Below are 21,356 nucleotides of genomic sequence, written 5' to 3'. Positions count from 1 at the left end.
ATTATTTTCTGTGTTTTTCAATGTAATTTTGAACCGTTTTTTTCGACCATACTACCGGAAATAAATCTTCGATTAAGATGTAATTATCAAAGTTTAAACGCAAACCGTTGCTCAAATGAAATTTAGCTTTGGTAGTGTCCTGAATCATGAAATACAATCCGGCCAATCGGTATTCGATTTCGTTTTCTTCCGGAAAATATTCAGTGGCCTGAAGCAGGGTCTGAATGGCACTTTCGAATTCGCCCAGAAATTGCAAAATGTCAACCCAGAATAACCAGGTATCCAAAGCATAATCTCCAAATTCAACCGCTTTTCGGTATCCAAATTCAGCTTCTTCAAAAAAGTTCATTTGTTTGTTGATCGTCGCATAACGTTTCCAGTACAAACGATTTTGATTGTCGATTGCTAGTGCTTTGTTGACAAAAAAGAGGGCTTTTTGAAAATTTTTCTGGCGTACATGAAAGTCAGTAATGGCGATCCATCCTTTGTCTAAAAGCGGATCCTCATGTACCGTTTGGTTGTAATATTGTAACGCCTTTGCTGAATTTCCAAGTTTCTCGTAGCATTTCCCAATACGCAATAAAGCATAGGAAGTGGCATCGTCAAGCTCGATAGTACGGTTGTAGCTTTCGATAGCTTCGTTGTATTTTTTTAAACGTTCGTAAGCTTTTGCTTTTTCCATGAAAGCGCCCAAAAACTCATCGTCAATCAGCGTTGCATAATCAAAAGCGCGAATGGCGTTTTCGTATTCTTTTACACCATAATGCAAACGTCCAAGCTGGTGCCAGGCAATTTCGCTATACGGGTTTTTATTGATATAATTGTTAAGATACACGATGGCTTCCTGGTTTTGATCTAAAAATTCAAAACAATACACCACGTTGTAAAGAGCAGACTGATCTTCTAAATCTTCTTCAAGACATTTGATGAAGCTGTCTTTTGCCATCTCGAGGTTATCCATAAAAAGATACTCCATTCCAATCAGGTTGTACACGTCGGCGTAATCATCTGTAAATTGCAGGGCAATCTTAAGTAATTCTACCGCTTTTTCGTGTTGATCTCTCTTAGAACAGATATTGGCTTTCTGGATGTAAATTTCCTCGTTATTCGGTTCAATTGCATACAACTCATTTAAGAGTTTTTCGGCGATTTCCAGTTTATCGTCGTAAACCAGCATTTCTACTTGTACTAATTTTAAGCCTGTAGATTTTGGGTGTTGGTCTAATGCAAGTTTTAAGGCCTTCTTTGCTAAATTAGCCTTACCTATGTCTAAATAATGAAGAATAATTTCTTCGAATTCTTCAGAATCAAAAAAGAGTACTTTGTTAGTTTTTAACATCGACTCAAATTTGGATAGGGATAGGTTATAATCTTCTTCTTCGTTGCTTAATTGCATACTCTCTTTATTTGAAATTAGCCTGTTATAAATTTAGGCAACCATATTATTGCTGTGGGGAAAGGAAATTAATTGTTTTGAACAATTTAATTAACAATATGGACAGAATTCCGATTCTGTTTTTAGTCATAATCTTCTGATTTATAAAAAGATTATTTGTTATTATTTTTAGATACCGATGGGAAACAAATCCCAGTTATCATGCGTTTTATTAAACTTGTTGTTTCTTTTTCAGGATTTCATCCATAACCTCTAAAATTATGGCACAGCCTTCTTTGATTTCTTCTTCAGAAATGGTTAATGGAGGTGTTATTCTTATGGCGCATCCTTCAAAAAGCAACCAGAATAATATAAGCCCTTTGTCCTGACAGTTTAAAATAACTTCATTGGTTATTTCGGCAGTTTCGGTCATCGCGGCAAGCATTAGTCCTTTTCCTCTAACTTCCTTTATCAAAGGATGTACCAAAAGCGATCTGAAGAGTTTTTCTTTTTCTAAAGCCTCCTGCATTATGTTTGTTTCAGTTAATTCCTGCAAAGTAGCCAGGCAGGCTGACGCAATGACAGGGTGGCCTCCAAAAGTGGTAATGTGTCCCAGTTTCGGATTTTCAGTCAAAAGATCCATTTTTTCTGCCGAAGCTGTAAAAGCACCTACCGGCATTCCGCCGCCCATTCCTTTTCCCATCACCACAATATCCGGAACGACATCGTAATTCTGAAAGCCAAATAGTTTTCCGGTTCGGCCAAAACCAGGCTGGATTTCGTCAACAATCATCAGGGCACCAACTTCGTCACAACGCTTTCTGACTTTTTGAAGAAAATTGTTGTGAGGTTCAATAAATCCGGCACCTCCCTGAATGGTTTCTAATAATATTGCAGCAGTTCTAGTTGTTATTTTTTGTAAATCTTCTTCGTTATTGAAGGTGATAAAGTCAACATCCGGTAGCAGGGGTCTGAAGGCTTGTTTGCGTTCTTCAAAGCCCATAACACTCATAGATCCCATAGTATTGCCATGATAGGCGTTGTGACAGGAAATCAGCTGGCTGCGGCCTGTTGTTCGCTTGGCTAGTTTTAAGGCTCCTTCAATCGCTTCTGTTCCGGAGTTAACCAAATACGTTTTGCTTAAAGATTCAGGCAGGAGCGAAGCCATTAGTTTGCAATATTGTACCGCCGGACTTTGAGAATATTCGCCATAAACCATCACATGCGAATACTTGTCAAGCTGATCTTTAATGGCCTGATTGACTCTCGGATGCTGATGTCCAAGCGTACAGGCAGAAACACCTGCTACAAAATCTAAGTATTTTTTATCGTTAGTATCGTAAATGTACGAGCCAATGGCGTGCGAAACCTCCATTCCCAATGGGTATGGTGAAGTTTGTGCCTGGTATTTTATAAAATCTGGATTCATTTCTTTAAGGTTCAAAGGAGCAAAGGGACTGAGGTACTAAGTTTATGAGTTTAGTCTCAGTTTTCAGTCTCGGTTTTCAGTTAGTGAAAACTGCGACTGCGACTGAATACTGCGACTGAAAACTGAAAACTATTTTTTACTCTTAGCGCTTGTAGTTTTCTTCACCGCGGGTTTCTTTTTGTCGTAATCCAGCGTTTCTTTTCTGACTTTTATCGGAGTGTCTTTATCTTTAGCCTCTTCGTCTTTTCCTTCCTGGATTAATTTATCGTTCATTTCATTGTCTTCAGCGGTAAAAATATCATCTTTCGATTTTATTCGTTCGTCGCCTCGCCAACGTAAGCCTTTTAATTTACGGGCATTTTCAGGCAAATCGGCTTCAGGATATACGTCACCGTCTACTTTGTTGAAAAAGGTAATGGTTTCAATATCATTGTTTTCTATGATCAGATTGATTTTACTGCTTACATTTTTGTTGATTCCGATTAATTCATTGTCATCATTGCGCATGTAATAGATCACCTCGGTGTTTTTGATCACATCGACATCGTGTAGTTTTCCTTCCTTGAATTTCCCAAACAAATTGAGTCCCTTGACCTGATTGTAGCCGGTTCCGAGGGTATCCCGCGAGACAATAAAGGTGTTGTTGAGGACTTTTAAGGAGTCCAGTTTTTTGGTGTTTTTATCGCCAATAAGATGCATTACATCTCCGGTAATCTGGCTTTCTCCGTTCCAGAGAATTGGATTTCCAATCAGTTTTGTCAAAGCAGTTTTGGAATTCGAATGAATAGAATCACATTTTCCACTCATGTCTATTTTGTAAAAACGCACGTTGTTGTAAGCTCTTAAAATACGTTCGCCTTCTTTTCCGGTCACCATCAATTTTTTTCCGTGAATATAAACCGAATCTTTTTCCACCAGATTTATAGCTACCGCTCTTTTGGTTACGAACATTGAATCTTTAAGTTTGTAAATTTCAGCATAATGGCCTTTTACAATTCCCCGATTGATGGAGTCTGTGATTTTTACATTTCGGGTGGCAGAGGCAAATTCGATATTTCGATTGTAGTACAAACTGTCGCCTTCTATGAGTCGGTCATCGTATTTGATGTAGGATTTCCGCAGAAAATGCGCCAAATTTTTCTTGGTGTCATAAAAGCCTCTTTCGGTATAAATGTAATTGGCTTTACTGGTAATAGTGGAAGGACCAAGTAAATAGGAGTGCCCCGAATTGCTATAATAATCCAAATGGTTCGATTTTATAACATATTTTGGATTGGTAATGGTTACGGAAGTTAAGAACTGAAATTTTTTCTCGGCCACATAATACCTTCCCGATTTACTCACCAGTGTATTGTCTTTGTTGATGATGGTACCTTTTGTATTGTAAAATACCTGCTGAATATTTCGGTCAAAGTTTATAGTATCGGTGCTTAAAGTGGCATCGGGAGAACTCATTACGGCATCTCCGGTTGCAAAGGCTTTTTTTACATTTCCGCTGTATTCGGCATATTTACTGTTTAGAAACAAGGTGTCACCCTGCACTAATTGTACGTTTCCAAAAGCTTTTAGATAGTTTTCTTTTTGAAAAAAGTAAGCGCGGTTACAGGTAAGCACAACACCATCGTGATTTACTTTTACGTTTCCAATTAATAGTAAAGCTCCCGGGATTTCGTTTTCGTTGATTTCTTGAAAATCAGCATTTTCAACAATTATTGTTTTAGGTTTTTGAGCAAAAAGGACTTGTACGCTTAAAAAAAGCAAACAATAGGATATGAAAAAGAGTAATTTCTTCAATGGATTAATTTTTTGTCAAATTTATGAAAAAGGTTAGAACCTTTATGGATATTAAGATTAATTTATCAACGCCAATTTATTTTTAGAGTGGCAAGAGCGCAAGAGCCGTAAAGCTTGATGGTTTCCGTAATTTTAAGTCATTTCAAGGGCCAACTTTGTACTATTTATCTCTGTAGTTTTGAATCTAATTTATCAACAAAACGTTGTACTCTTACGTTGTAGTTCGCAATTTTGAAGGTGTGGTCTAACAAAAATGTTTTTAGTTTTCTGATGAATTTAAAAATTAGCCTAAATTTAGGAAGTGATTTCCGGAATTAGAAGTATAATTTTTAGTCAGGAAACAAATCAGATTATTAAAGTAAATATGATAAATAAGAAAATTTTTGTTGCAGGAATGTCTGCCGTCCTGTTGTTTTCAGCATGTAAAACCAAAGATCTAAAAATGAACGCAAGTAAAGAAGAGGTTGCTAAAGAGAATAAGATTGTGGTGTATCAGGTCTTCACGCGTTTGTTCGGGAATAAAAATACCACCAATAAGCCCTGGGGGACTATTGAAGAGAACGGTGTTGGAAAATTTAATGATTTTACCGACAAAGCATTGCATGAAATCAAAGATTTAGGGGTAACCCATATTTGGTACACGGGTGTTCCGCATCATGCCTTGGTTGGGGATTATAAAGCCTATGGGATTTCGGATGATGATCCTGAAGTGGTAAAAGGCCGTGCCGGATCTCCGTATGCGGTAAAGGATTATTACAATGTAAATCCCGATTTAGCAGTGAATCCGGCAAACCGATTGCAGGAATTTGAAACTTTAATCAAACGTACACATCAGGCAGGATTAAAACTGATTATTGATATCGTGCCCAATCATATTGCGCGAAAATACGAAGGAAAAAGCAATCCGGCCGGAGCGAAGGATTTTGGTGCGGCTGATGATGTTCATATGGAGTACAGGCGCGATAATAACTTTTACTATATCCCAAACAATCATTTTGAAATTCCGGATGGAGATATTCCGTTAAACGGAGAGAAAAATGCACTGGTGGATGGTGTATTTGATGAGAATCCTGCAAAATGGACCGGAAATGGCTCGAGAAAAGTAAAACCGGATCAAAATGACTGGTATGAAACGGTGAAAGTAAATTACGGAATCCGTCCTGATGGTTCGAAGGATTTTCCGGAGCTGCCTGCCGGATTTGATCAAAAATCGTATCAGGAGCATTTTGCTTTTTGGCAGGACAAAGACGTTCCGGATTCCTGGAAGAAGTTCAGGTCGATCGCTTTGTATTGGATCGATAAAGGAGTAGATGGTTTTCGTTATGATATGGCCGAGATGGTTCCGTACGAATTTTGGAGTTATATGAATTCGGCGATCAAAATGAAAAATTCAAATGCTTTTTTATTGGCAGAAGTATACAATCCAAATGAGTATCGCAATTACATCCGCTTAGGAAAAATGGATTACCTGTATGATAAAGTAGAGACTTACGATAAACTGAAAGATGTTATTCGTGGAAAATCGTTGCCAGATGAATTGTCGGATATTCAAAAAAGAATGGCGGATATTGAGCATCATATGCTTCATTTTTTAGACAATCATGACGAACAGCGTTTAGCGAGCCTTGAATTTGCGGGAACTCCGGAACGCGGAAAACCTTTGATGGTAGTTTCGGCAACCATTAGTACGGCTCCAACGATGATTTATTTTGGACAGGAGGTAGGGGAGGCAGCAAATGAAAATGCTGGTTTCGGAACCCGCTCCCGAACTTCAATATTTGATTATATCGGTGTACCCAATCATCAACGCTGGATGAATAACGGAAAATTTGACGGAGGACAGCTTTCAGATTCAGAGAAAAACCTTCGCGATTTTTACAAGAGATTGTTAAACTTCTCGATTAAGAGCCCAGCTTTAATGGGGAGCTTTCAGGAAATCCAAACTATAAACCGTCAGAATACTTCTCATTACGATGATTTGATTTATTCGTATGTGCGTTGGTCAGCGAATCAAAAACTGATAATAGTGACTAATTTTTCTTCAGAAAAAACTAGTGAATTTGAGTTGAAGATTCCTTCGGATATTATTGCAAAATGGAATTTGAAGGAGGGAATCTACGAACTGAAAGATCAACTGTATGGAAAAGGTGTCGTGTCCTTAAAAGTGAATAATGGAGAAGGAGTGGTGAAAATTAAAATAGCGCCTTCAGAGTCCTTTATTTACAAGTTGAAGTAGATTTACACGAATTAGGTTTTATTTCATTTAAGCGCATAAAAAAAGCTGATACTTCGCGGTATCAGCTTTTTTATGATTTATACTTTTTTGACTTTTTTCAAAGCCTCGACGTAATATTCGTTTACTTTTTCCCAGTTAATATGCTGATAAAAAGCATCTACATAACTTCCTTTTCTATTTTGGTAATCCAGATAATAAGCATGTTCCCAAAGATCGATCCCTAAAATTGGCGTTCCTGGAATCAGGGCATTTTTCATCAAAGGATTGTCCTGGTTGTCCGTTGTAGTTACCTGAAGTTTTCCGGCCCTGTCGACTACCAGCCAAACCCATCCGGATCCGAACTGTTTTGTGGCCTGACCTTTAAACTGACTGGTAAGATTGCTCAAAGAGCCAAATTCCTTGTTAATCGAACCTGCCAAAGTATCTTTTGGTGTTGATTCTTTTGGTGTCAGGATATTAAAATACAACGTATGATTGTAATAGCCACCTGCATTTTGACGCAGCTTAGCATTGCTAAGATCCATTTTTTTAAGAATATCCTCGATAGGCATATTTTCAAACTCCGTATTTACAATTTCTCTATTAAAATTGTTGGTATAGGTCAAATAATGTTTTGAATAATGTGTCTCTAAAGTAAGTGTTCTGATTGCAGGAGCCAAAGCATCGTAGGCGAAAGGCAATTTTGTCATTTCAAACGAACCCGGGTCCGCTTTGACATCATTTGGCGATCCAATCGTAATTTTTTCTTCTTTTGTTGGTAAAGGAACTTCGACAACCTCGGTTAGCTTATTATCATTACAAGAAAATAATAGAAAAAATGAAGCTAAAATGCTGAAACGAACAATGTTATTCTTCATAATGTTAGTTATTTTGATGTTAATGCATTAATGATTGCGATATAATTTTCTTTAGCCTCATCAGCTGTCAAATGACTTATTTGCATCCAGGCATTTGTTTTGAAAGCATTTCGTAAATCAAAATTATCCGATTGATTGTACACCGCTGTTCCAAAAGTAGCCTGTTTGTAATAGGCATAAAGCCTTAACTGCACGTCTTGTGGCAGCGCGGCCTGAGTCATTTTTAAAGCGGTCTCAACAGCCTCTGAAAAACGAGTATCTAAATCTTTTTCGGTCATTAAGCTTTTGTAGCGATGATGGTTTTTCCACCAATTGCTTTTTGGTTTAATACTACATTGATTGGAGTACCTAAAGGTAAAAATAAATCTACTCTTGAACCAAATTTAATAAATCCTGCATCTGTTCCTTGTACAACCTGCATTCCTTCTTTAGCATAATTAACAATTCTGCGCGCCAAAGCACCAGCAATTTGTCTGTATAATACTTGTCCGAAAGTTTCGTTTTCAATTACAACTGTCGTTCTTTCGTTTTCTTCACTTGCTTTTGGATGCCAGGCTACCAAAAACTTTCCAGGGTGGTATTTACTGAATTTAATAATACCGTCCATTGCGTAACGGGTTACGTGTACGTTTATTGGCGACATAAAGATGGATACTTGCAGACGTTTGTCTTTGAAATATTCCCCTTCGTAAACTTCTTCAATAACAACCACTTTTCCGTCAACCGGAGCAAGAATGTGATCGCTGTTTCTGATTGCGATTCTTTTTGGATTTCTGAAAAATTGCAAAATGATAATTAAAACCAATACACCAGCTAGTTGAACTAGTATTCTTAGCCAATTGATATCAATGAATTTCTCAGCAATTAAAAGTACAGCTACTGCGAAAACAGTGCCTAATAAAATAGATGGGCCTCCTTCTTTATGAAACATAGTATAAAATTTGATAAAATAAAAATATAATTGGTGCTACAAATATAACACTATCTAGTCGATCTAATACACCTCCGTGACCCGGCATGATGGAACCGCTGTCTTTTACTCCGGCAACTCTTTTGAATTTAGATTCAATCAAATCACCAATCGTTCCGAAGACACTAACGATTAAAGCAATAATCATCCAGATTAAAATAGATTTAGTGCTAAAATCCGGTTTAGGTTGTATGTATAGTTTTGAGATTAAAAAACCGGCAAAGGCAGCAAAAACAACTCCTCCGAGAAAGCCTTCAATCGTTTTTTTAGGCGAAATACGTTCAAATAATTTATGTTTCCCCATTGATTTCCCCACTAAATAGGCAAACGTATCATTGGTCCAGATCAAAACGAATAATCCGATGATGATTTTTGGATTGTAATCTTTAATTCCGAATGAAATTTTAGTGATAAAAAGAAAAGGAAGCGTGACGTATCCCAGTAAATAGATGTATTTGGATGATTTGCTAATGATTTGCGTGTCATCAAACAAAAATACAATGCATTTTACAGATACAATCAGGGTGATAATAAGCAGTACAGAAAAGAGTTTTTCGGTATCAACCGTAATTTGAATGTTCTCTTTTATGGTTTTACTAATATAATTTTCTGTTTCGGCTTTGTAAAAACTAATCAAAGCGACAGTGCTGTAGAAAAGTGAAACAAATAAAATGGAAACTATTTTATTGATTCCAACTAAATTACAGAATTCGTAAGTGGCGATAATTAGAAAAATGCCAAAAAGAATAATAAAGCTTTCGGTAGAAAACAGAATAGAAGTTAATAATAAAGCGATATAAACAGCACCAGAAATGGTTCTCTTGAGTGTTTCGTTCATCTTAAAGGTCTTCTAAGAGCAATAAATACAGATTTTTGGCAACACTTCCGTATTGGGTAAAATCTTCTTCTTTCGCTTTTTCGAAATATTTTATTGTGGTAATGTTAGTAGGATAGTCTCTTTCGTATTTGCGTTTGATAGCGCTAAGTCCATCACTTTTGATCGAAAGTATCTGACTTGTTGTGGCAATTATGACAATATTTGCAGGTAATTCGTTTGGTTTATCCTGTCTGATTTGTTTGGATGAAAACAAAATAGAGCCTTCATCGGCAATTAGATTCTCGCAGGTGGCCAATAAAAATTTTGGATTTCGCGGAGAGATATAAAGTAGTTTGTTTTCTTCCAATAAACTAAAAAGGGCAGGTTCATAACACAGAACCTCATTTTCGAACCAGTCGTTTTCTTCCAGGATGTTTTCAAACTGTTCTGCAACTTCTTGTTTGTTTTCACAATACAAGAATTTACCGCCATTTTTCTTGAAATTGAAAATGAATCTTTCATCAATAGATAAATGACTGTCCGGAGCTTGATTCCCCCCGTATTCACTTTCATGTTCCTCGTCAGAAGCAGCGTCGCTGGAACCAAATATTTTTTTGAAAAAATTCATTTTATATGAAATACTTTACATGTTAATTGAAAACGTTCAAAGATAAAAAAATCTTAATTCAAAAGGCTATTTTGAATTAAGATTTTAAAAAATATTACATATTTAGTGAATTCTTTAGGAAACGACTTCTTCTAAATTTTTATCAAAACTACGTTTTCCGAAAATTGTTTCTAAGTCATCTTTAAAAATAACTTCTTTTTCAATTAATATGTCAGCCAATTGATTTAGCTTGTCTTTGTTTTCTTCAAGAATATGAATGGCTCTTTGGTATTGGCCTTCAATTAATTCTGAGATTTCTTTGTCAATGATTTTGGCAGTTTCGTCAGAATATGGTTTTGAAAAATTGTATTCACTCTGACCGCTTGAGTCATAATAAGTAACGTTTCCAATTTTATCATTCAATCCATAAATGGTTACCATAGCACGAGCCTGACGTGTAACTTTTTCAAGATCGCTTAATGCTCCTGTTGAAATGCGGTCGAAAGTTACTTTTTCAGCAGCTCTTCCACCCATAGTAGCACACATTTCGTCTAACATTTGATCTGTTCTAACGATTTGTCTTTCTTCCGGAAGGTACCAGGCAGCTCCTAAACTCTGTCCACGAGGAACAATAGTTACTTTGATTAGCGGTGCAGCATGCTCTAACATCCAGCTTACCGTTGCGTGACCAGCTTCGTGAATTGCGATTGCTCTTTTTTCTTCCGGTGTGATAATTTTATTTTTCTTTTCAAGTCCGCCAATGATTCTGTCAACAGCATCAAGGAAATCTTGTCTGTCTACCGCAGTTTTGTTGTTACGGGCAGCAATTAAGGCTGCTTCGTTACAAACATTTGCGATGTCAGCACCAGAGAATCCCGGAGTTTGTTTGGCTAAGAAATCAAGGTCAAGACCTTCTACTTTTTTAATAGGCGCTAAGTGAACTGCAAAAATTTCAGCTCTTTCACGGATGTCCGGTAAGTCAACAAAAATTTGTCTGTCAAAACGACCTGCACGCATTAACGCTTTGTCAAGAACATCAGCTCTGTTGGTAGCCGCCAGAACAATTACGTTAGAGTTTGTACCAAAACCATCCATTTCGGTTAGCAATTGGTTCAATGTATTTTCTCTTTCGTCATTTCCGCCTGACATATTGCTTTTTCCTCTCGCTCTACCCACTGCATCAATCTCGTCGATGAAGATAATAGCAGGAGATTTTTCTTTTGCTTGTTTGAATAAGTCACGAACACGTGAAGCACCAACTCCCACGAACATTTCTACGAAATCAGATCCTGATAAAGAGAAGAACGGAACCTGAGCTTCGCCCGCTACCGCTTTTGCAAGTAAGGTTTTACCAGTTCCCGGAGGTCCTACTAATAAAGCTCCTTTTGGAATTTTACCTCCCAGATTAGTGTATTTTTCAGGGTTTTTTAAGAATTCTACAATTTCTTGTATTTCTTCTTTTGCACCTTCTAAACCAGCAACATCTTTGAAAGTCGTTTTAATGTCGGTTTTCTCATCAAACAATTTAGCTTTCGATTTTCCAATGTTGAAAATTTGTCCGCCACCGCCACCGGCACCACCTGACATTTTACGCATGATGAAAATCCATACACCAATAATGATGATGATTGGAAGCAGACTGATTAAAATGTCGCTCCAATTGTTTTTCTGCAAGAAGTTGTAGTCTTTCAGTTTGTGTTCAACAACTGCTTTTTCCAGCTTCGTTTGAAAAATTTGATCGTTACCAATTTCTAAAGTATAGTGAGGACCTTTGTTAGGTCTGTCAAAAATATCTTTAGCTACTTTTTTATTAGCCGCGTCTTTAAGGGCCGCAGCGTTTAAATATACTTCAGCTTCAGCTTTATTATAAACGATTACTTTTTCAATTTGTCCTTTTTCTAATAAAGTGTTGAATTTAGAAGAAGTCAATTGAGCAGGCTCGCTTAAGTTTGATCCACCGGTTGCAAAACTTATAAATAAAAAAACCAGAAGTATTGCAGTGTATATTAACCAGGGACTTATTTTAAATTTACTCGGATTTGGATTATTATCTTTAGCCATTAGAAGAAATTTTCTTTAGTATTTGTTTTCGATTGTAGTTATTTTGGCGTCACCCCAAAGGCTCTCGATATTATAGTATTCTCGGATGTGTTTCTGGAAAACGTGTACTACGATATGCACATAATCCATCAGAACCCATTCAGCATTATCGGTTCCTTCTACGTGCCACGGTTTATCTTTTAAGTCTTTAGATACAGTTTTTTGAATTGAATTTACAATGGCATTAACTTGGGTATTTGAACTTCCGTTGCAAATGACAAAATAGTCACAAACTGCCGTGTCTATTTCTCTTAAGTCAAGAATATCGATATCATTTCCTTTTACTTCTTCAATCCCTTTGATTATGTTCGCCAATAGAACATCATTATTAACAGTCTTTTTCGCCATGAATTATTTTATATGAATTTGTAAAGTTACCAAATTTTGTTATTATTTTTGAACCTTAACAAAATATTAAATTAAGTTATTTAAATTACTTGAATGAAACTAATCAAACTCGATGCCATAGATTCTACAAATGATTTCCTAAAATCATTGTCAAGTCACGATGAGCCCGATAATTTTACCGTGGTAACGGCTGAAAATCAGACAAAAGGCAAGGGGCAGATGGGGGCAAAGTGGCAGTCTGAAGCGGGTAAAAACTTAATTATGAGTGTTTTGGTAAAAGATTTTGTCTTTAATAATGAACAAGTTTTTAACCTCAGCGTTATCGTTTCTTTGAGTGTACTTGAAGCCTTAAAATCGTTAAATATTCCTGATTTAAGTATAAAATGGCCAAACGACATTATGTCATACAATAAGAAAATTGGTGGCATACTTATCGAAAATACCCTTAAAAGTGATGGCAGAATCGTGTCAGTTGTTGGATTAGGCTTAAATGTAAACCAAACTAATTTTGACGAACTGCCAAATGCCTCTTCATTGGCAGTCCTTTCCGGGCATAGTTTTGATAAAGATATTTTGCCTCACTTAATTGTTGAAAAAATTAAGGAGAAAATAAACCTATGGGAAGCCAATTCTAAAGATTTATGGGACATTTATTTCAATTCATTATTCCGAAAAGGAGTTCCCATGCCATTTAAGAATCTCAAGAATCAAAATTTCATGGGAATCATTCAGGGAGTATCTCCTGTAGGTAAAATTCAAATTTTACTGGAAGATGATTCTGTCTCGGAGTTTGATATTAAAGAGATTCAGATGCTTTATTAGGCTCTGAGGCTCTGAGGTTCTGAGTTGCTAAGGTGCTAAGGTTTTGGCTGCACTGTACGAATGGTTGTAAAATCTGCTGAATCGGTTTGGAGTACTATTTAAACCTTTACTGCTTTAACTGTTTTTGGAGCTATTTTTTTGTTCCAATATAGTATATAAAATGTTCCGATGATAGAAGGTGTCATCCAGGCGATTATATTTCCAAGTCCAATTCCGGCAACAATAAAAGCGGTTACCGACGCAATGAGTGCTCCGATCATTTTTCCGATATGCTTGGACAGCCAATTATTGGTTTTGGATACGTTTTTAAAGAATATAAAATCTTTCACCGTCATATAAAGACCAAATCCGCCAAAGAAAGTAAATAAAATGCCGTTCTGAACAGAATTCAATTGGCAGTAGATTCCGATTGAAATCATGATTACCGAGAAAAACAGCATACTTCCCGAAATCAATTTGTCGTAAAAATCGGCTTTTGTTTTGTGTTTAAAGTTTAAAACCCTGTTTCCTGAAATTACCAGATAAATGGTGAATAGTCCAATTAAAAACAGAAAGATATTCTGATGCTTGGGCATCCAGCAAATTGGGAGGGAGAGGAGCGAACTAATAATCATTCCTATAGAGAATAAGTTGCCCATTCTTTTGTGAAGCACACTTCCTTTTTTGACTAAAACGCTCCCTATTCCGGTAAGAAGTCCGATTCCTCCAAAGAAAGCATGAATGTAAATTAAAATCTTGATTGTTGGTTCCATTTTTTTGTTTTTGTTTGGTTAATGGATCAAACTTCGATTAATAATTCAGGATGTAATAATTTATAGTGCTGAAGTGTTGTTTTTTGAGTATGAAGTGTTTTTTTAGGAGGTTCTAAGGTTCTGAGACTCTAAGATTCTGAGGCTTTTTTATATGTAAAAAAAAGCCCGATCGTTAAATCGGGCTTATGTTTATAATTCACAACTAAGAATTAATAATTAATAACTCATAATTATTAAAGCTTGGTCATACTGTTTGCTAAAGTTTCGATGAATTTGCTGATTGGTCCTTTGATCATCATGGCCATCATTGCATTAAATTCTCCTTCAAAGAATAGTTGAACGGCACTTTCTGAATCAGAAACACTATCAATATTCGAAGTTAAGGTAAACGGAAGTTTATCACTTGCTGCTCCCAAAACAATTTTGTTTGGCGCTGTTTTTTCTTTCATTTTAAGTTTTATTTCCGGCATACCTTTCAATCCAAAAATAAAAGCGTCTTCGCCGATTACTTCGAACTTTGCGATATTATCGGGCATTAATTTTTCAAAATTCTTTACATCAGTCAATAAATCAAATAAATCCTGAGCTGATTTCTGAACTGTAACTTTTGGACTTTCTAAGTTCATATATTTTTTGTTTTTTATTTTAACCGCAAAGGGCGCAAGGTTTTTTGTATTTCTTTTTCTTTATACACGCAAAGTTCGTAAAGCTGGATTTAATAAAAGAGCGAAGCAATTTTTTAGAAAATCTAAAATCTGCAATCTAAAATTACTCCTCTTCCTGTCCCCAGGTTGATGGACTCACGTTCCACTCTTGTAAAGTAGACTGTTGTTCTTCGCTAATGTATTGTTTTTGAACTGCTAAATCCAATAGGTTTTCGTAGTTACTTAAGGTATACAAATCGATATTGGCATTTTTAAAGTTTTCTTCGGCAACATTAAAACCATAAGTAAAAATGGCTGCCATTCCTTTGATATTGGCTCCTTCATTGCGTAAAGCTTCTACTGCCATCAAACTGCTGTTTCCGGTGCTGATTAAATCTTCAACAACCACAACATTTTGACCTTTTTGCAGAAAACCTTCTACCTGATTTTGTCTTCCGTGTTTTTTAGCTTCAGGACGCACATATACGAAGGGAAGTCCAAGGCTTTCGGCCACAAGGATTCCAACACCAATAGCTCCGGTAGCAACTCCGGCAATGACATCTGGTTTTCCAAATTGTTTTTCTATATTTTTCGCAAACTCATCACGAACATAATTTCGGATGCTTGGAAATGAAAGAATTAACCTATTATCACAATAAATAGGCGATTTCCAACCTGAAGCCCATGTAAAAGGATTTTCGGGATTCAATTTAATTGCATTTATTTGCAAAAGCAATTCGGCTGTTTTTTCGGCAGTATCTTTATTAAAAATCATAGTACAAATGTATAAAGTTTTTGTGAACGACAAACCACTTTTTTTGACAAATGAAATCTCAAGAGAGACTAATTTTCAATTATTCTTGTTAGAGAGCATTGATATCGAGCAGCTTATAGTGAAAATCTTTCAAAATAAAATTCAAAAGGCTTATCTATATCATCCTGATGAAAAGGAGATTATGAAGACTTTAAAAGCTAAAATTCCTGTAAATAAGGCAGGTGGGGGCTTCGTGTACAATAAAAAAGGCGAAGTTTTATTTATCTTCAGAAATGGAAAGTGGGATCTGCCAAAAGGCGGAATCGAGAAAGGAGAGGAAATTGAAGCTACAGCCATTCGGGAGGTCGAAGAGGAAACCGGGGTTAACCAACTTCGTATTACCAACAAACTTCAAAAAACGTATCACATTTTCAAACGCAACGGAAAGTACAAACTCAAAATCACACATTGGTTTGAAATGCATACCGATTTTGAAGGCACTCCGCAAGGTCAGCTCGAAGAGGGAATCGAAAAAGTGGCCTGGTTAAATCCGGAACAAATTAAAGAAGCCCTGAAAAACTCTTATGAAAACATCAAATTGTTGTTTGAAGAAGAGAATCAATTAAAGGAATAAAATTAAAAGTATAAAAGGCTAAATAAGTCAGCGGTGTTCTATCCGCTGGCTTTTTTGTTTTTGTTCTGTTTATGGTTTAAGTATCGGATTTACTGATGATTAGTGAAGAGGGAATGGAGTGTGTCTAAGGATCATAAAGGAGTATAAACTTCTTTAAACGAAATTAAAGTTTAATTTGTATTTTCGTTTATTGTAAGATTAATCAACTAACCCCCCATATTTTATGTCATTTCAAGCGTACTTAAAAACAATTAAAGAAAAGACTGGCAATGGTCCGGCTGAATTTAGAGCTTTAGCAGAGCAAAAAGAATTTACACAAGAGGGAAAACTCAAACCAGAAGTAAAAGCCGGAGATATTGTAAACTGGCTTAAAGCAGATTATGAGTTGGGGCAGGGGCATGCCATGGCTATTTATGCATTGCTAAAAGGCATAAAAGACGAGAATAGCCAGTAAAGAGGTCTTGAAAATCAGCTTTGATTTTTAGCCAAAGGATGAAAGTTTTGCTCGTGAAGATATTTGAATTGTCAGGGTTTGAAATTGATTCTGAATATGCTCACGAGCAGGATTTTTAGTTGTTTTTCTTAAATTGATCCAAAGTATCATCGATCAAATGCTCAATCGCTAAGAAGTTATAGGACAGTTTTAGGATTTCTTCCTGAATGTTTTCTAAATCAAGTTGTAACCAGCCCTCCATCAAAGTTAATGGGCCATGTTTTGTTGTTACATTGGGCCACTTATCTTCATAAGTTTTGAATGATTTTCTGAATATTTCTGCAAATTTTCGACTTTCTATGGTGTACACTTTGAATTTTCTAAGTTTTAAAGCATGGATATTGTACATCATTCTTTGTTTTTCAATGTCTGAAGCACTAACCCAAACCGAAAAGAAAATTCGAGATTCGGAAGTTAAGGCTTCATCAGTATTAGTAGACCAGGTTTTTTTATAAAGCTTTATAAAAACGGAATCTAAGTAAATACCAACCGCAACTTCAATTGATTTTTCGTTTAGAATTTTTTGATCGAGACGATCCGCTGCTTTTTGGAAATTTTCGAGATAAAAAGAGGTATTCATTTTGGTTTTTGGTTTAAAATGGTTTATTGGTTTGGTTATAGTTTTAATAAATTAAATTAACTTCCTGATAAATTTTGTTATTTGCCTCTCGTTCGAAATGACAAACTTTATCAAAGTTTTAAGTATAAAGCTTTGCGCTCTAAGCGTTTTTCAACTCACTCAAATTCAAAAAACTTTGCGCTCTTTGCGGTTAAAAAACTTTACAAAACCCTATAAACAGGATACTGCAAATGCGCCTTTTCATAATAGGCAGAATGTTTGTAAATCCAATCGAGTTGTGCGTCAGGGTTTTTGGCAAATTCAGGATCGCTTTGTTTTTTGGTTTCTAACTCGGCTTTTAAAGTTGGATTTTCTTTGAGCAGTTTTGCGGCTGTGTCTTCAAAAATGTATCCGGAGTAATGTTCTTTTTGCTGTAAAACGGTGTCGAAGAAATTCCAGTTAAAAAACGAATCAACACCTTCTGGTTCAAACGCTTCAATCAGGTATTTTACCCCTTTTTGGTTTGTAGGAATAAGATAATCTCCTTTGGCAAATGCCATTTTTACTGTTTTAGAATTTACGGTAGTGTTGTAATGCAAATAATGGCCTTCATAAGCATTGGAGACAGTCTTAAAATTGGCAATCTTATAGCTTTCGACCTCAATAATAGTGTCGTTTTTAAGGGGAGTGAACGAAATAGCATTGTTCTTCAAAAGGTCAATAATATTCCAATATCCACGCGGAATGATATAAGCAAAAGGGATAACAACGTCTTTTACTGATTTGAATTCTTTGATATAAGGGACCTCTTTTTTATACGGTTTGCTTCGGTCATAATACAATCGGTTTCCAGTTGTAGCTTCGCTTTTTTTATAACCGGCTTCGTAGCCTGAAAACAAAAACGTAGTGGCTTTTGTACTGTCCAGTGCCCATTTTAAGGTATAGTTTTTTCTAGGTTGGTATTGTTCCAGGTTTTTTACGCGAAGTTCTTTGATCTTTAGGTAATTGGCATCGGTAAAATCCAAAGTCGATTTGGTGTACTCGTAAGTCATTTTTACACGTTCGGCATATTTTTTCAGCATATGTGTTTCCACTACAAATCCGATGGTATTGAAGAGCGAAGTATAACCTGTAGTATATCTCGGACTGTCCACAAACTGTCCAAAACCTTTATCGGGAGTGTCTTTAAAAGAATCTACATAAGGCGTTGTTTCGATTTTCTTTTGCTGTAGGTCTTTGACTAGAGCAGGCATCATTTCGGTATTCATATAGTCCCCCAGAACCGTTCCTAACTTATTGTGCTGTGTCATGATGTAAGTGAGTTTGTACTGGTAATCGGAGCCATTGCTTACATGATTATCAATAAAAACATCAGGGTTTATTTGCTGAAAAATTTCGACAAAACTCTTTGTATTTCGGGTATCTGATTTCATTAAATCCCGATTCAGGTCGTAGTTGCGGGCATTTCCTCTAAAACCGTAAATTTCCGGCCCATCCTGATTGGCTCTTGTGGTTGAGTTCCGATTCAATGAGCCTCCAATATTGTAAACCGGAATACAAACCAGAACCGTATTTTTGGGAGCTTTAAGCTTTCCGGTTGCCAAATCTCTGTAAAACTGCATGGTAGCATCGATTCCGTCAGGCTCTCCGGCATGTATTCCATTATTGATAAAAAGTACCGCTTTGTTCTTTTGGATTTTCTCAAAGTCAAACTCTTTTTCGGGATTGTACGTGATCATGTGTAATGGTTCACCTGAATCTGTTAATCCCATTTCTTTCACCTGAATGGTTGGGAAATCATGAGCCAGTATTTTATAATAAGCAATAGTTTCCTGATAGGAAGCAGATTGATTTCCGTTTCCTTTTTCAAAATAAGTGTCGTATTTTTTATTGTGCTGAGCGAAAAGGGTTAAGGAGAAAAGTGAAATGATAAGGGTAAAAAGTTTCATGGTTTGGTTTTTTATAGCAAGAATCAAATATAATTAAATTTAGTTTTAAGTTTTGTTTGTTTCAAGTTTCAAGTTTCAGGCTTGATGTGTGATTGTGCTTTGCGTTGATTTTTACCGCAAAGTGCGCAAAGTTTTTTTGTATCGGATTGTGTTGATAAACGCAAAGTTCGCAAAGCTTTGTGTATATAACTTTGCGTACTTTGCGTAAATCTTTGCGGTTAAATTTAATAATTACAAATATTTCGCAAGTTCGATTATGCCGTCTTCGATTTGTTTTTCGGTTAAAGAGGCATAGCCGAGTCTGAATCCGGATATGGGTTGGTCAAAACTATATTTTTCAGGAGTCATTATCTTTATTCCTTTTAGCAGCAGCTGATGGGCAATTTCAAAAATATTGACTGCTGAATTGGGAACTATCCAAAAAGCGAGACCGCCCTCGGGTTTGATAAAGGTGGTTTTGTCTTTAAGGTATTTGTTGCAAATGGTTTCAAAATAATCGCGTTTTGTTTTATAGATAACGGTAGTTCTTTTTAGATGTCTTTTTATTTCGCCTTCGTTTATGAGTTGTAAAACCGCCTCTTCCATAATGTTATCTCCTTGTACATCAATTATTTTTCGATGTTTGCCTACTTTTAAAATAGTTTCCCGGTTACTTACCAGATAACCGATTCGTAATGCTGGTGCTACAATTTTGCTCAGGGTTCCGATGTATACCGTATTTTTAGCATTACTGTAACTTGAAATGGGCAGGATCGGGCGTTGTCCAAAATGAAATTCATTGTCATAATCGTCTTCAATAATCGTAAAACCGTACTGGTTGGACAGTTCGATGAGTTTTAATCTTCGCTTCAGACTTAAGGTGACTGTTGTTGGAAATTGATGATGCGGTGTTACATAGATTGCTTTTATGGTATCGAATTGCTTCAAATAGGCTTCGACCTCATCGACCAATAAGCCCTCTTTGTCAACATTTACAGGAAGCAGTTTAGCACCGCTGTTTTTAAATGTCTCCCAGGCGGGTTGATACCCCGGATTTTCGACCATTACATAATCGTCTTTAGAGAGTAAATGATTGGCGGTTAAATACATGGCCATTTGACTTCCGCGTGTAATACAAATTTCATCGGGAGTGATGTTCATGTCTCTTTTAAAATTGAGCATCTGCACAATTGCTTTTCTAAATTCTAAATTTCCATATTCTGTACTGTATCCCATGATTTGCCAGCGTGATTTTCGGTTAAAAATCTGTCTGTACGCTCTGGCGAGTTCATTCATCGGGGCAATTCGGCTGTCGGGGATTCCATCATCAAAAACAATTAACGGCTGTAGCTCTTCTACAGTAGAATTTGTTTTTTGCTTTTGACTGGTGCTTTCGGAAGTTATGGGCAGAATATCCGCTACGAAAGTTCCTTTTCTTTCGAGTGTAACCAACCAACCTTCAGCAATTAAAACGTCTAAAGCTTCAATTACAGTGTTTCGGTTGACTTTTAGCAATCCCGCGAGCTGTCGGCTTCCGGGCAGCGCATTTCCGCTATTGAGCATTCCTGTTTTGATTGTTTCAATTATAGCATCGGCGATTTGCAGATAAATTGCTTTTGCTGCATTTGTGTTTAATTGAATTTCTAATTGCCAAGGTCTTAACATCTGGACTATTTGTTTATGTGTAAACTGTGTCAGTTGGGTAGTCCAAAGTTAGGATAATTTTGTGGAGCAATACTGCAAAAAATAATAATTATTAAACTTATGGAAACTAAAAAACAATTTTCATCAAAAGATTTTCACGAAACCTTTGCCAGACCCACTTTTGTGATGCCTGAAAAATTAATTCACAGAAATGTAGAACAGGCCGGAGTTCACAATCAATTTTCTACAGAGCGAAAACACCCCGTTTTCTTTGTGGATCTCCCGAGTAAAAATGTAAGCATGACGATTGGCGGTTTATTACCGGATCAATTGACCAATAGACACCGTCATACTTATGAAACGGTTATTTACGTAATTGAAGGCCATGGGTATACCGAAATTGAAGATACAAAAGTAGAGTGGAAAGCAGGTGATGCTGTTTATATTCCGAGCTGGGCGTGGCACAGACATCAGAATTTAAGCAGTGTAGCATCGGCGAAATACATCGCCTGTGAGAATGCACCTCAGCTTCAGAATTTAGGTGTAGCATTGAGAGAAGAAGAAGGAAGGGATCTTTAAATTAAAACAGAAAT

The 21,356-nt window shown here is 36.4% G+C and carries 21 protein-coding genes; 5 read left to right on the top strand and 16 right to left on the bottom strand.

Annotation, left to right across the window (positions count from 1 at the left end; genetic code table 11):
* Position 1: 1 nt before the first annotated feature.
* From ACN1CN_RS03140 to ACN1CN_RS03130, 3 genes are all read right to left on the bottom strand, one after another.
* Positions 2-1,396 carry a tetratricopeptide repeat protein gene (locus tag ACN1CN_RS03140; RefSeq protein WP_173966655.1) on the bottom strand — a complete coding sequence of 465 codons (1,395 nt, stop codon included), beginning with the start codon at positions 1,394-1,396 and terminating at the stop codon, positions 2-4.
* 211 nt (positions 1,397-1,607) lie between these two features.
* On the bottom strand, positions 1,608-2,804 hold the full coding sequence (locus tag ACN1CN_RS03135) for an aspartate aminotransferase family protein (protein ID WP_264523556.1): 1,197 nt from the start codon (positions 2,802-2,804) through the stop codon (positions 1,608-1,610).
* Positions 2,805-2,933: 129 nt separating this feature from the next.
* Positions 2,934-4,598, bottom strand: a complete 1,665-nt coding sequence (locus tag ACN1CN_RS03130) for an OstA-like protein (RefSeq protein WP_419134629.1) — start codon at positions 4,596-4,598, stop codon at positions 2,934-2,936.
* Between the two features lie 364 nt (positions 4,599-4,962).
* On the opposite strand from ACN1CN_RS03130, the gene ACN1CN_RS03125 reads away from it, so the two are divergent.
* Complete coding sequence (locus ACN1CN_RS03125; protein ID WP_419134628.1) at positions 4,963-6,834, top strand: alpha-amylase family protein; 1,872 nt, start codon at positions 4,963-4,965, stop codon at positions 6,832-6,834.
* Positions 6,835-6,911: 77 nt separating this feature from the next.
* Here the strand turns inward: ACN1CN_RS03125 and ACN1CN_RS03120 are convergent, their stop codons facing one another.
* The 7 genes from ACN1CN_RS03120 to rsfS all read right to left on the bottom strand — a co-directional run bounded on the left by ACN1CN_RS03120 (position 6,912) and on the right by rsfS (position 12,533).
* Entirely contained in the window at positions 6,912-7,691 is a 780-nt protein-coding gene (locus ACN1CN_RS03120; protein ID WP_419134627.1) for a superoxide dismutase, read from the bottom strand.
* 8 nt (positions 7,692-7,699) lie between these two features.
* Positions 7,700-7,969: an acyl-CoA-binding protein gene (locus ACN1CN_RS03115; RefSeq protein ID WP_264523560.1), complete on the bottom strand. Its 270-nt coding sequence runs from the start codon at positions 7,967-7,969 to the stop codon at positions 7,700-7,702.
* A complete protein-coding gene (locus ACN1CN_RS03110) occupies positions 7,969-8,622 on the bottom strand; it encodes a phosphatidylserine decarboxylase family protein (protein ID WP_173966650.1) in 654 nt (217 codons plus the stop codon). Before ACN1CN_RS03110 ends, ACN1CN_RS03115 begins: the two co-directional genes overlap by 1 nt.
* Positions 8,612-9,499: a phosphatidate cytidylyltransferase gene (locus tag ACN1CN_RS03105; RefSeq protein ID WP_419134626.1), complete on the bottom strand. Its 888-nt coding sequence runs from the start codon at positions 9,497-9,499 to the stop codon at positions 8,612-8,614. Before ACN1CN_RS03105 ends, ACN1CN_RS03110 begins: the two co-directional genes overlap by 11 nt.
* A gap of 1 nt (position 9,500) precedes the next feature.
* Positions 9,501-10,106 (bottom strand): lactate utilization protein B/C, encoded by a 606-nt coding sequence (locus ACN1CN_RS03100; RefSeq protein WP_173966648.1) that lies wholly within the window; start codon positions 10,104-10,106, stop codon positions 9,501-9,503.
* Between the two features lie 114 nt (positions 10,107-10,220).
* Positions 10,221-12,146: an ATP-dependent zinc metalloprotease FtsH gene (ftsH, locus tag ACN1CN_RS03095; protein WP_291286524.1), complete on the bottom strand. Its 1,926-nt coding sequence runs from the start codon at positions 12,144-12,146 to the stop codon at positions 10,221-10,223.
* Between the two features lie 15 nt (positions 12,147-12,161).
* Positions 12,162-12,533, bottom strand: a complete 372-nt coding sequence (gene rsfS / locus ACN1CN_RS03090) for a ribosome silencing factor (protein ID WP_017496527.1) — start codon at positions 12,531-12,533, stop codon at positions 12,162-12,164.
* 93 nt (positions 12,534-12,626) lie between these two features.
* Here rsfS and ACN1CN_RS03085 point away from each other — a divergent pair, with 93 nt between their 5' ends.
* Positions 12,627-13,355, top strand: coding sequence for a biotin--[acetyl-CoA-carboxylase] ligase (locus ACN1CN_RS03085; RefSeq protein ID WP_419134625.1), 729 nt, complete (start codon positions 12,627-12,629; stop codon positions 13,353-13,355).
* Between the two features lie 98 nt (positions 13,356-13,453).
* On the opposite strand, the gene ACN1CN_RS03080 is transcribed toward ACN1CN_RS03085, so the two are convergent.
* The 3 genes from ACN1CN_RS03080 to pyrE form a co-directional block, all read right to left on the bottom strand.
* Positions 13,454-14,107, bottom strand: a complete 654-nt coding sequence (locus ACN1CN_RS03080; RefSeq protein WP_419134624.1) for a hypothetical protein — start codon at positions 14,105-14,107, stop codon at positions 13,454-13,456.
* Positions 14,108-14,340: 233 nt separating this feature from the next.
* Positions 14,341-14,733, bottom strand: a complete 393-nt coding sequence (locus ACN1CN_RS03075; RefSeq protein WP_419134623.1) for an SRPBCC family protein — start codon at positions 14,731-14,733, stop codon at positions 14,341-14,343.
* A gap of 142 nt (positions 14,734-14,875) precedes the next feature.
* Positions 14,876-15,526 (bottom strand): orotate phosphoribosyltransferase, encoded by a 651-nt coding sequence (gene pyrE, locus ACN1CN_RS03070; RefSeq protein WP_173966806.1) that lies wholly within the window; start codon positions 15,524-15,526, stop codon positions 14,876-14,878.
* A 7-nt stretch (positions 15,527-15,533) separates the two neighbouring features.
* Between pyrE and ACN1CN_RS03065 the strand changes: the two genes are divergently transcribed.
* Complete coding sequence (locus ACN1CN_RS03065; protein ID WP_264523565.1) at positions 15,534-16,139, top strand: NUDIX hydrolase; 606 nt, start codon at positions 15,534-15,536, stop codon at positions 16,137-16,139.
* Positions 16,140-16,362: 223 nt separating this feature from the next.
* Positions 16,363-16,593, top strand: a complete 231-nt coding sequence (locus ACN1CN_RS03060; protein WP_419134622.1) for a DUF4287 domain-containing protein — start codon at positions 16,363-16,365, stop codon at positions 16,591-16,593.
* A gap of 115 nt (positions 16,594-16,708) precedes the next feature.
* On the opposite strand, the gene ACN1CN_RS03055 is transcribed toward ACN1CN_RS03060, so the two are convergent.
* The 3 genes from ACN1CN_RS03055 to ACN1CN_RS03045 all read right to left on the bottom strand — a co-directional run bounded on the left by ACN1CN_RS03055 (position 16,709) and on the right by ACN1CN_RS03045 (position 20,784).
* Positions 16,709-17,212, bottom strand: coding sequence for a hypothetical protein (locus ACN1CN_RS03055; protein ID WP_419134621.1), 504 nt, complete (start codon positions 17,210-17,212; stop codon positions 16,709-16,711).
* Between the two features lie 200 nt (positions 17,213-17,412).
* Positions 17,413-19,140 carry a M14 family metallopeptidase gene (locus ACN1CN_RS03050; RefSeq protein ID WP_419134620.1) on the bottom strand — a complete coding sequence of 576 codons (1,728 nt, stop codon included), beginning with the start codon at positions 19,138-19,140 and terminating at the stop codon, positions 17,413-17,415.
* Between the two features lie 231 nt (positions 19,141-19,371).
* Positions 19,372-20,784: a PLP-dependent aminotransferase family protein gene (locus ACN1CN_RS03045; RefSeq protein WP_419134619.1), complete on the bottom strand. Its 1,413-nt coding sequence runs from the start codon at positions 20,782-20,784 to the stop codon at positions 19,372-19,374.
* A gap of 99 nt (positions 20,785-20,883) precedes the next feature.
* On the opposite strand from ACN1CN_RS03045, the gene ACN1CN_RS03040 reads away from it, so the two are divergent.
* Positions 20,884-21,342 (top strand): cupin domain-containing protein, encoded by a 459-nt coding sequence (locus tag ACN1CN_RS03040; RefSeq protein ID WP_419134618.1) that lies wholly within the window; start codon positions 20,884-20,886, stop codon positions 21,340-21,342.
* Positions 21,343-21,356 lie beyond the last annotated feature (14 nt).

Source organism: Flavobacterium sp. T12S277, assembly GCF_048514875.1.
Taxonomy (GTDB): domain Bacteria; phylum Bacteroidota; class Bacteroidia; order Flavobacteriales; family Flavobacteriaceae; genus Flavobacterium.
The sequence above is the reverse complement of the archived record's forward strand: the minus strand, read 5'-3'. Positions and strand labels throughout refer to the sequence as shown.

Bases quoted from the DNA above. Each gene is read 5' to 3' on its own strand.
- ACN1CN_RS03060 (WP_419134622.1), top strand. From the start codon at position 16,363: ATGTCATTTCAAGCGTACTTAAAAACAATTAAAGAAAAGACTGGCAAT.
- ACN1CN_RS03115 (WP_264523560.1), bottom strand. From the start codon at position 7,969: ATGACCGAAAAAGATTTAGATACTCGTTTTTCAGAGGCTGTTGAGACC.
- ACN1CN_RS03045 (WP_419134619.1), bottom strand. From the start codon at position 20,784: ATGTTAAGACCTTGGCAATTAGAAATTCAATTAAACACAAATGCAGCA.
- ACN1CN_RS03075 (WP_419134623.1), bottom strand. From the start codon at position 14,733: ATGAACTTAGAAAGTCCAAAAGTTACAGTTCAGAAATCAGCTCAGGAT.
- ACN1CN_RS03105 (WP_419134626.1), bottom strand. From the start codon at position 9,499: ATGAACGAAACACTCAAGAGAACCATTTCTGGTGCTGTTTATATCGCT.
- ACN1CN_RS03100 (WP_173966648.1), bottom strand. From the start codon at position 10,106: ATGAATTTTTTCAAAAAAATATTTGGTTCCAGCGACGCTGCTTCTGAC.
- ACN1CN_RS03085 (WP_419134625.1), top strand. From the start codon at position 12,627: ATGAAACTAATCAAACTCGATGCCATAGATTCTACAAATGATTTCCTA.
- ACN1CN_RS03040 (WP_419134618.1), top strand. From the start codon at position 20,884: ATGGAAACTAAAAAACAATTTTCATCAAAAGATTTTCACGAAACCTTT.
- ACN1CN_RS03110 (WP_173966650.1), bottom strand. From the start codon at position 8,622: ATGTTTCATAAAGAAGGAGGCCCATCTATTTTATTAGGCACTGTTTTC.
- rsfS (WP_017496527.1), bottom strand. From the start codon at position 12,533: ATGGCGAAAAAGACTGTTAATAATGATGTTCTATTGGCGAACATAATC.
- ACN1CN_RS03125 (WP_419134628.1), top strand. From the start codon at position 4,963: ATGATAAATAAGAAAATTTTTGTTGCAGGAATGTCTGCCGTCCTGTTG.
- ACN1CN_RS03050 (WP_419134620.1), bottom strand. From the start codon at position 19,140: ATGAAACTTTTTACCCTTATCATTTCACTTTTCTCCTTAACCCTTTTC.
- pyrE (WP_173966806.1), bottom strand. From the start codon at position 15,526: ATGATTTTTAATAAAGATACTGCCGAAAAAACAGCCGAATTGCTTTTG.
- ACN1CN_RS03055 (WP_419134621.1), bottom strand. From the start codon at position 17,212: ATGAATACCTCTTTTTATCTCGAAAATTTCCAAAAAGCAGCGGATCGT.
- ACN1CN_RS03120 (WP_419134627.1), bottom strand. From the start codon at position 7,691: ATGAAGAATAACATTGTTCGTTTCAGCATTTTAGCTTCATTTTTTCTA.
- ftsH (WP_291286524.1), bottom strand. From the start codon at position 12,146: ATGGCTAAAGATAATAATCCAAATCCGAGTAAATTTAAAATAAGTCCC.
- ACN1CN_RS03140 (WP_173966655.1), bottom strand. From the start codon at position 1,396: ATGCAATTAAGCAACGAAGAAGAAGATTATAACCTATCCCTATCCAAA.
- ACN1CN_RS03135 (WP_264523556.1), bottom strand. From the start codon at position 2,804: ATGAATCCAGATTTTATAAAATACCAGGCACAAACTTCACCATACCCA.
- ACN1CN_RS03065 (WP_264523565.1), top strand. From the start codon at position 15,534: ATGTATAAAGTTTTTGTGAACGACAAACCACTTTTTTTGACAAATGAA.
- ACN1CN_RS03080 (WP_419134624.1), bottom strand. From the start codon at position 14,107: ATGGAACCAACAATCAAGATTTTAATTTACATTCATGCTTTCTTTGGA.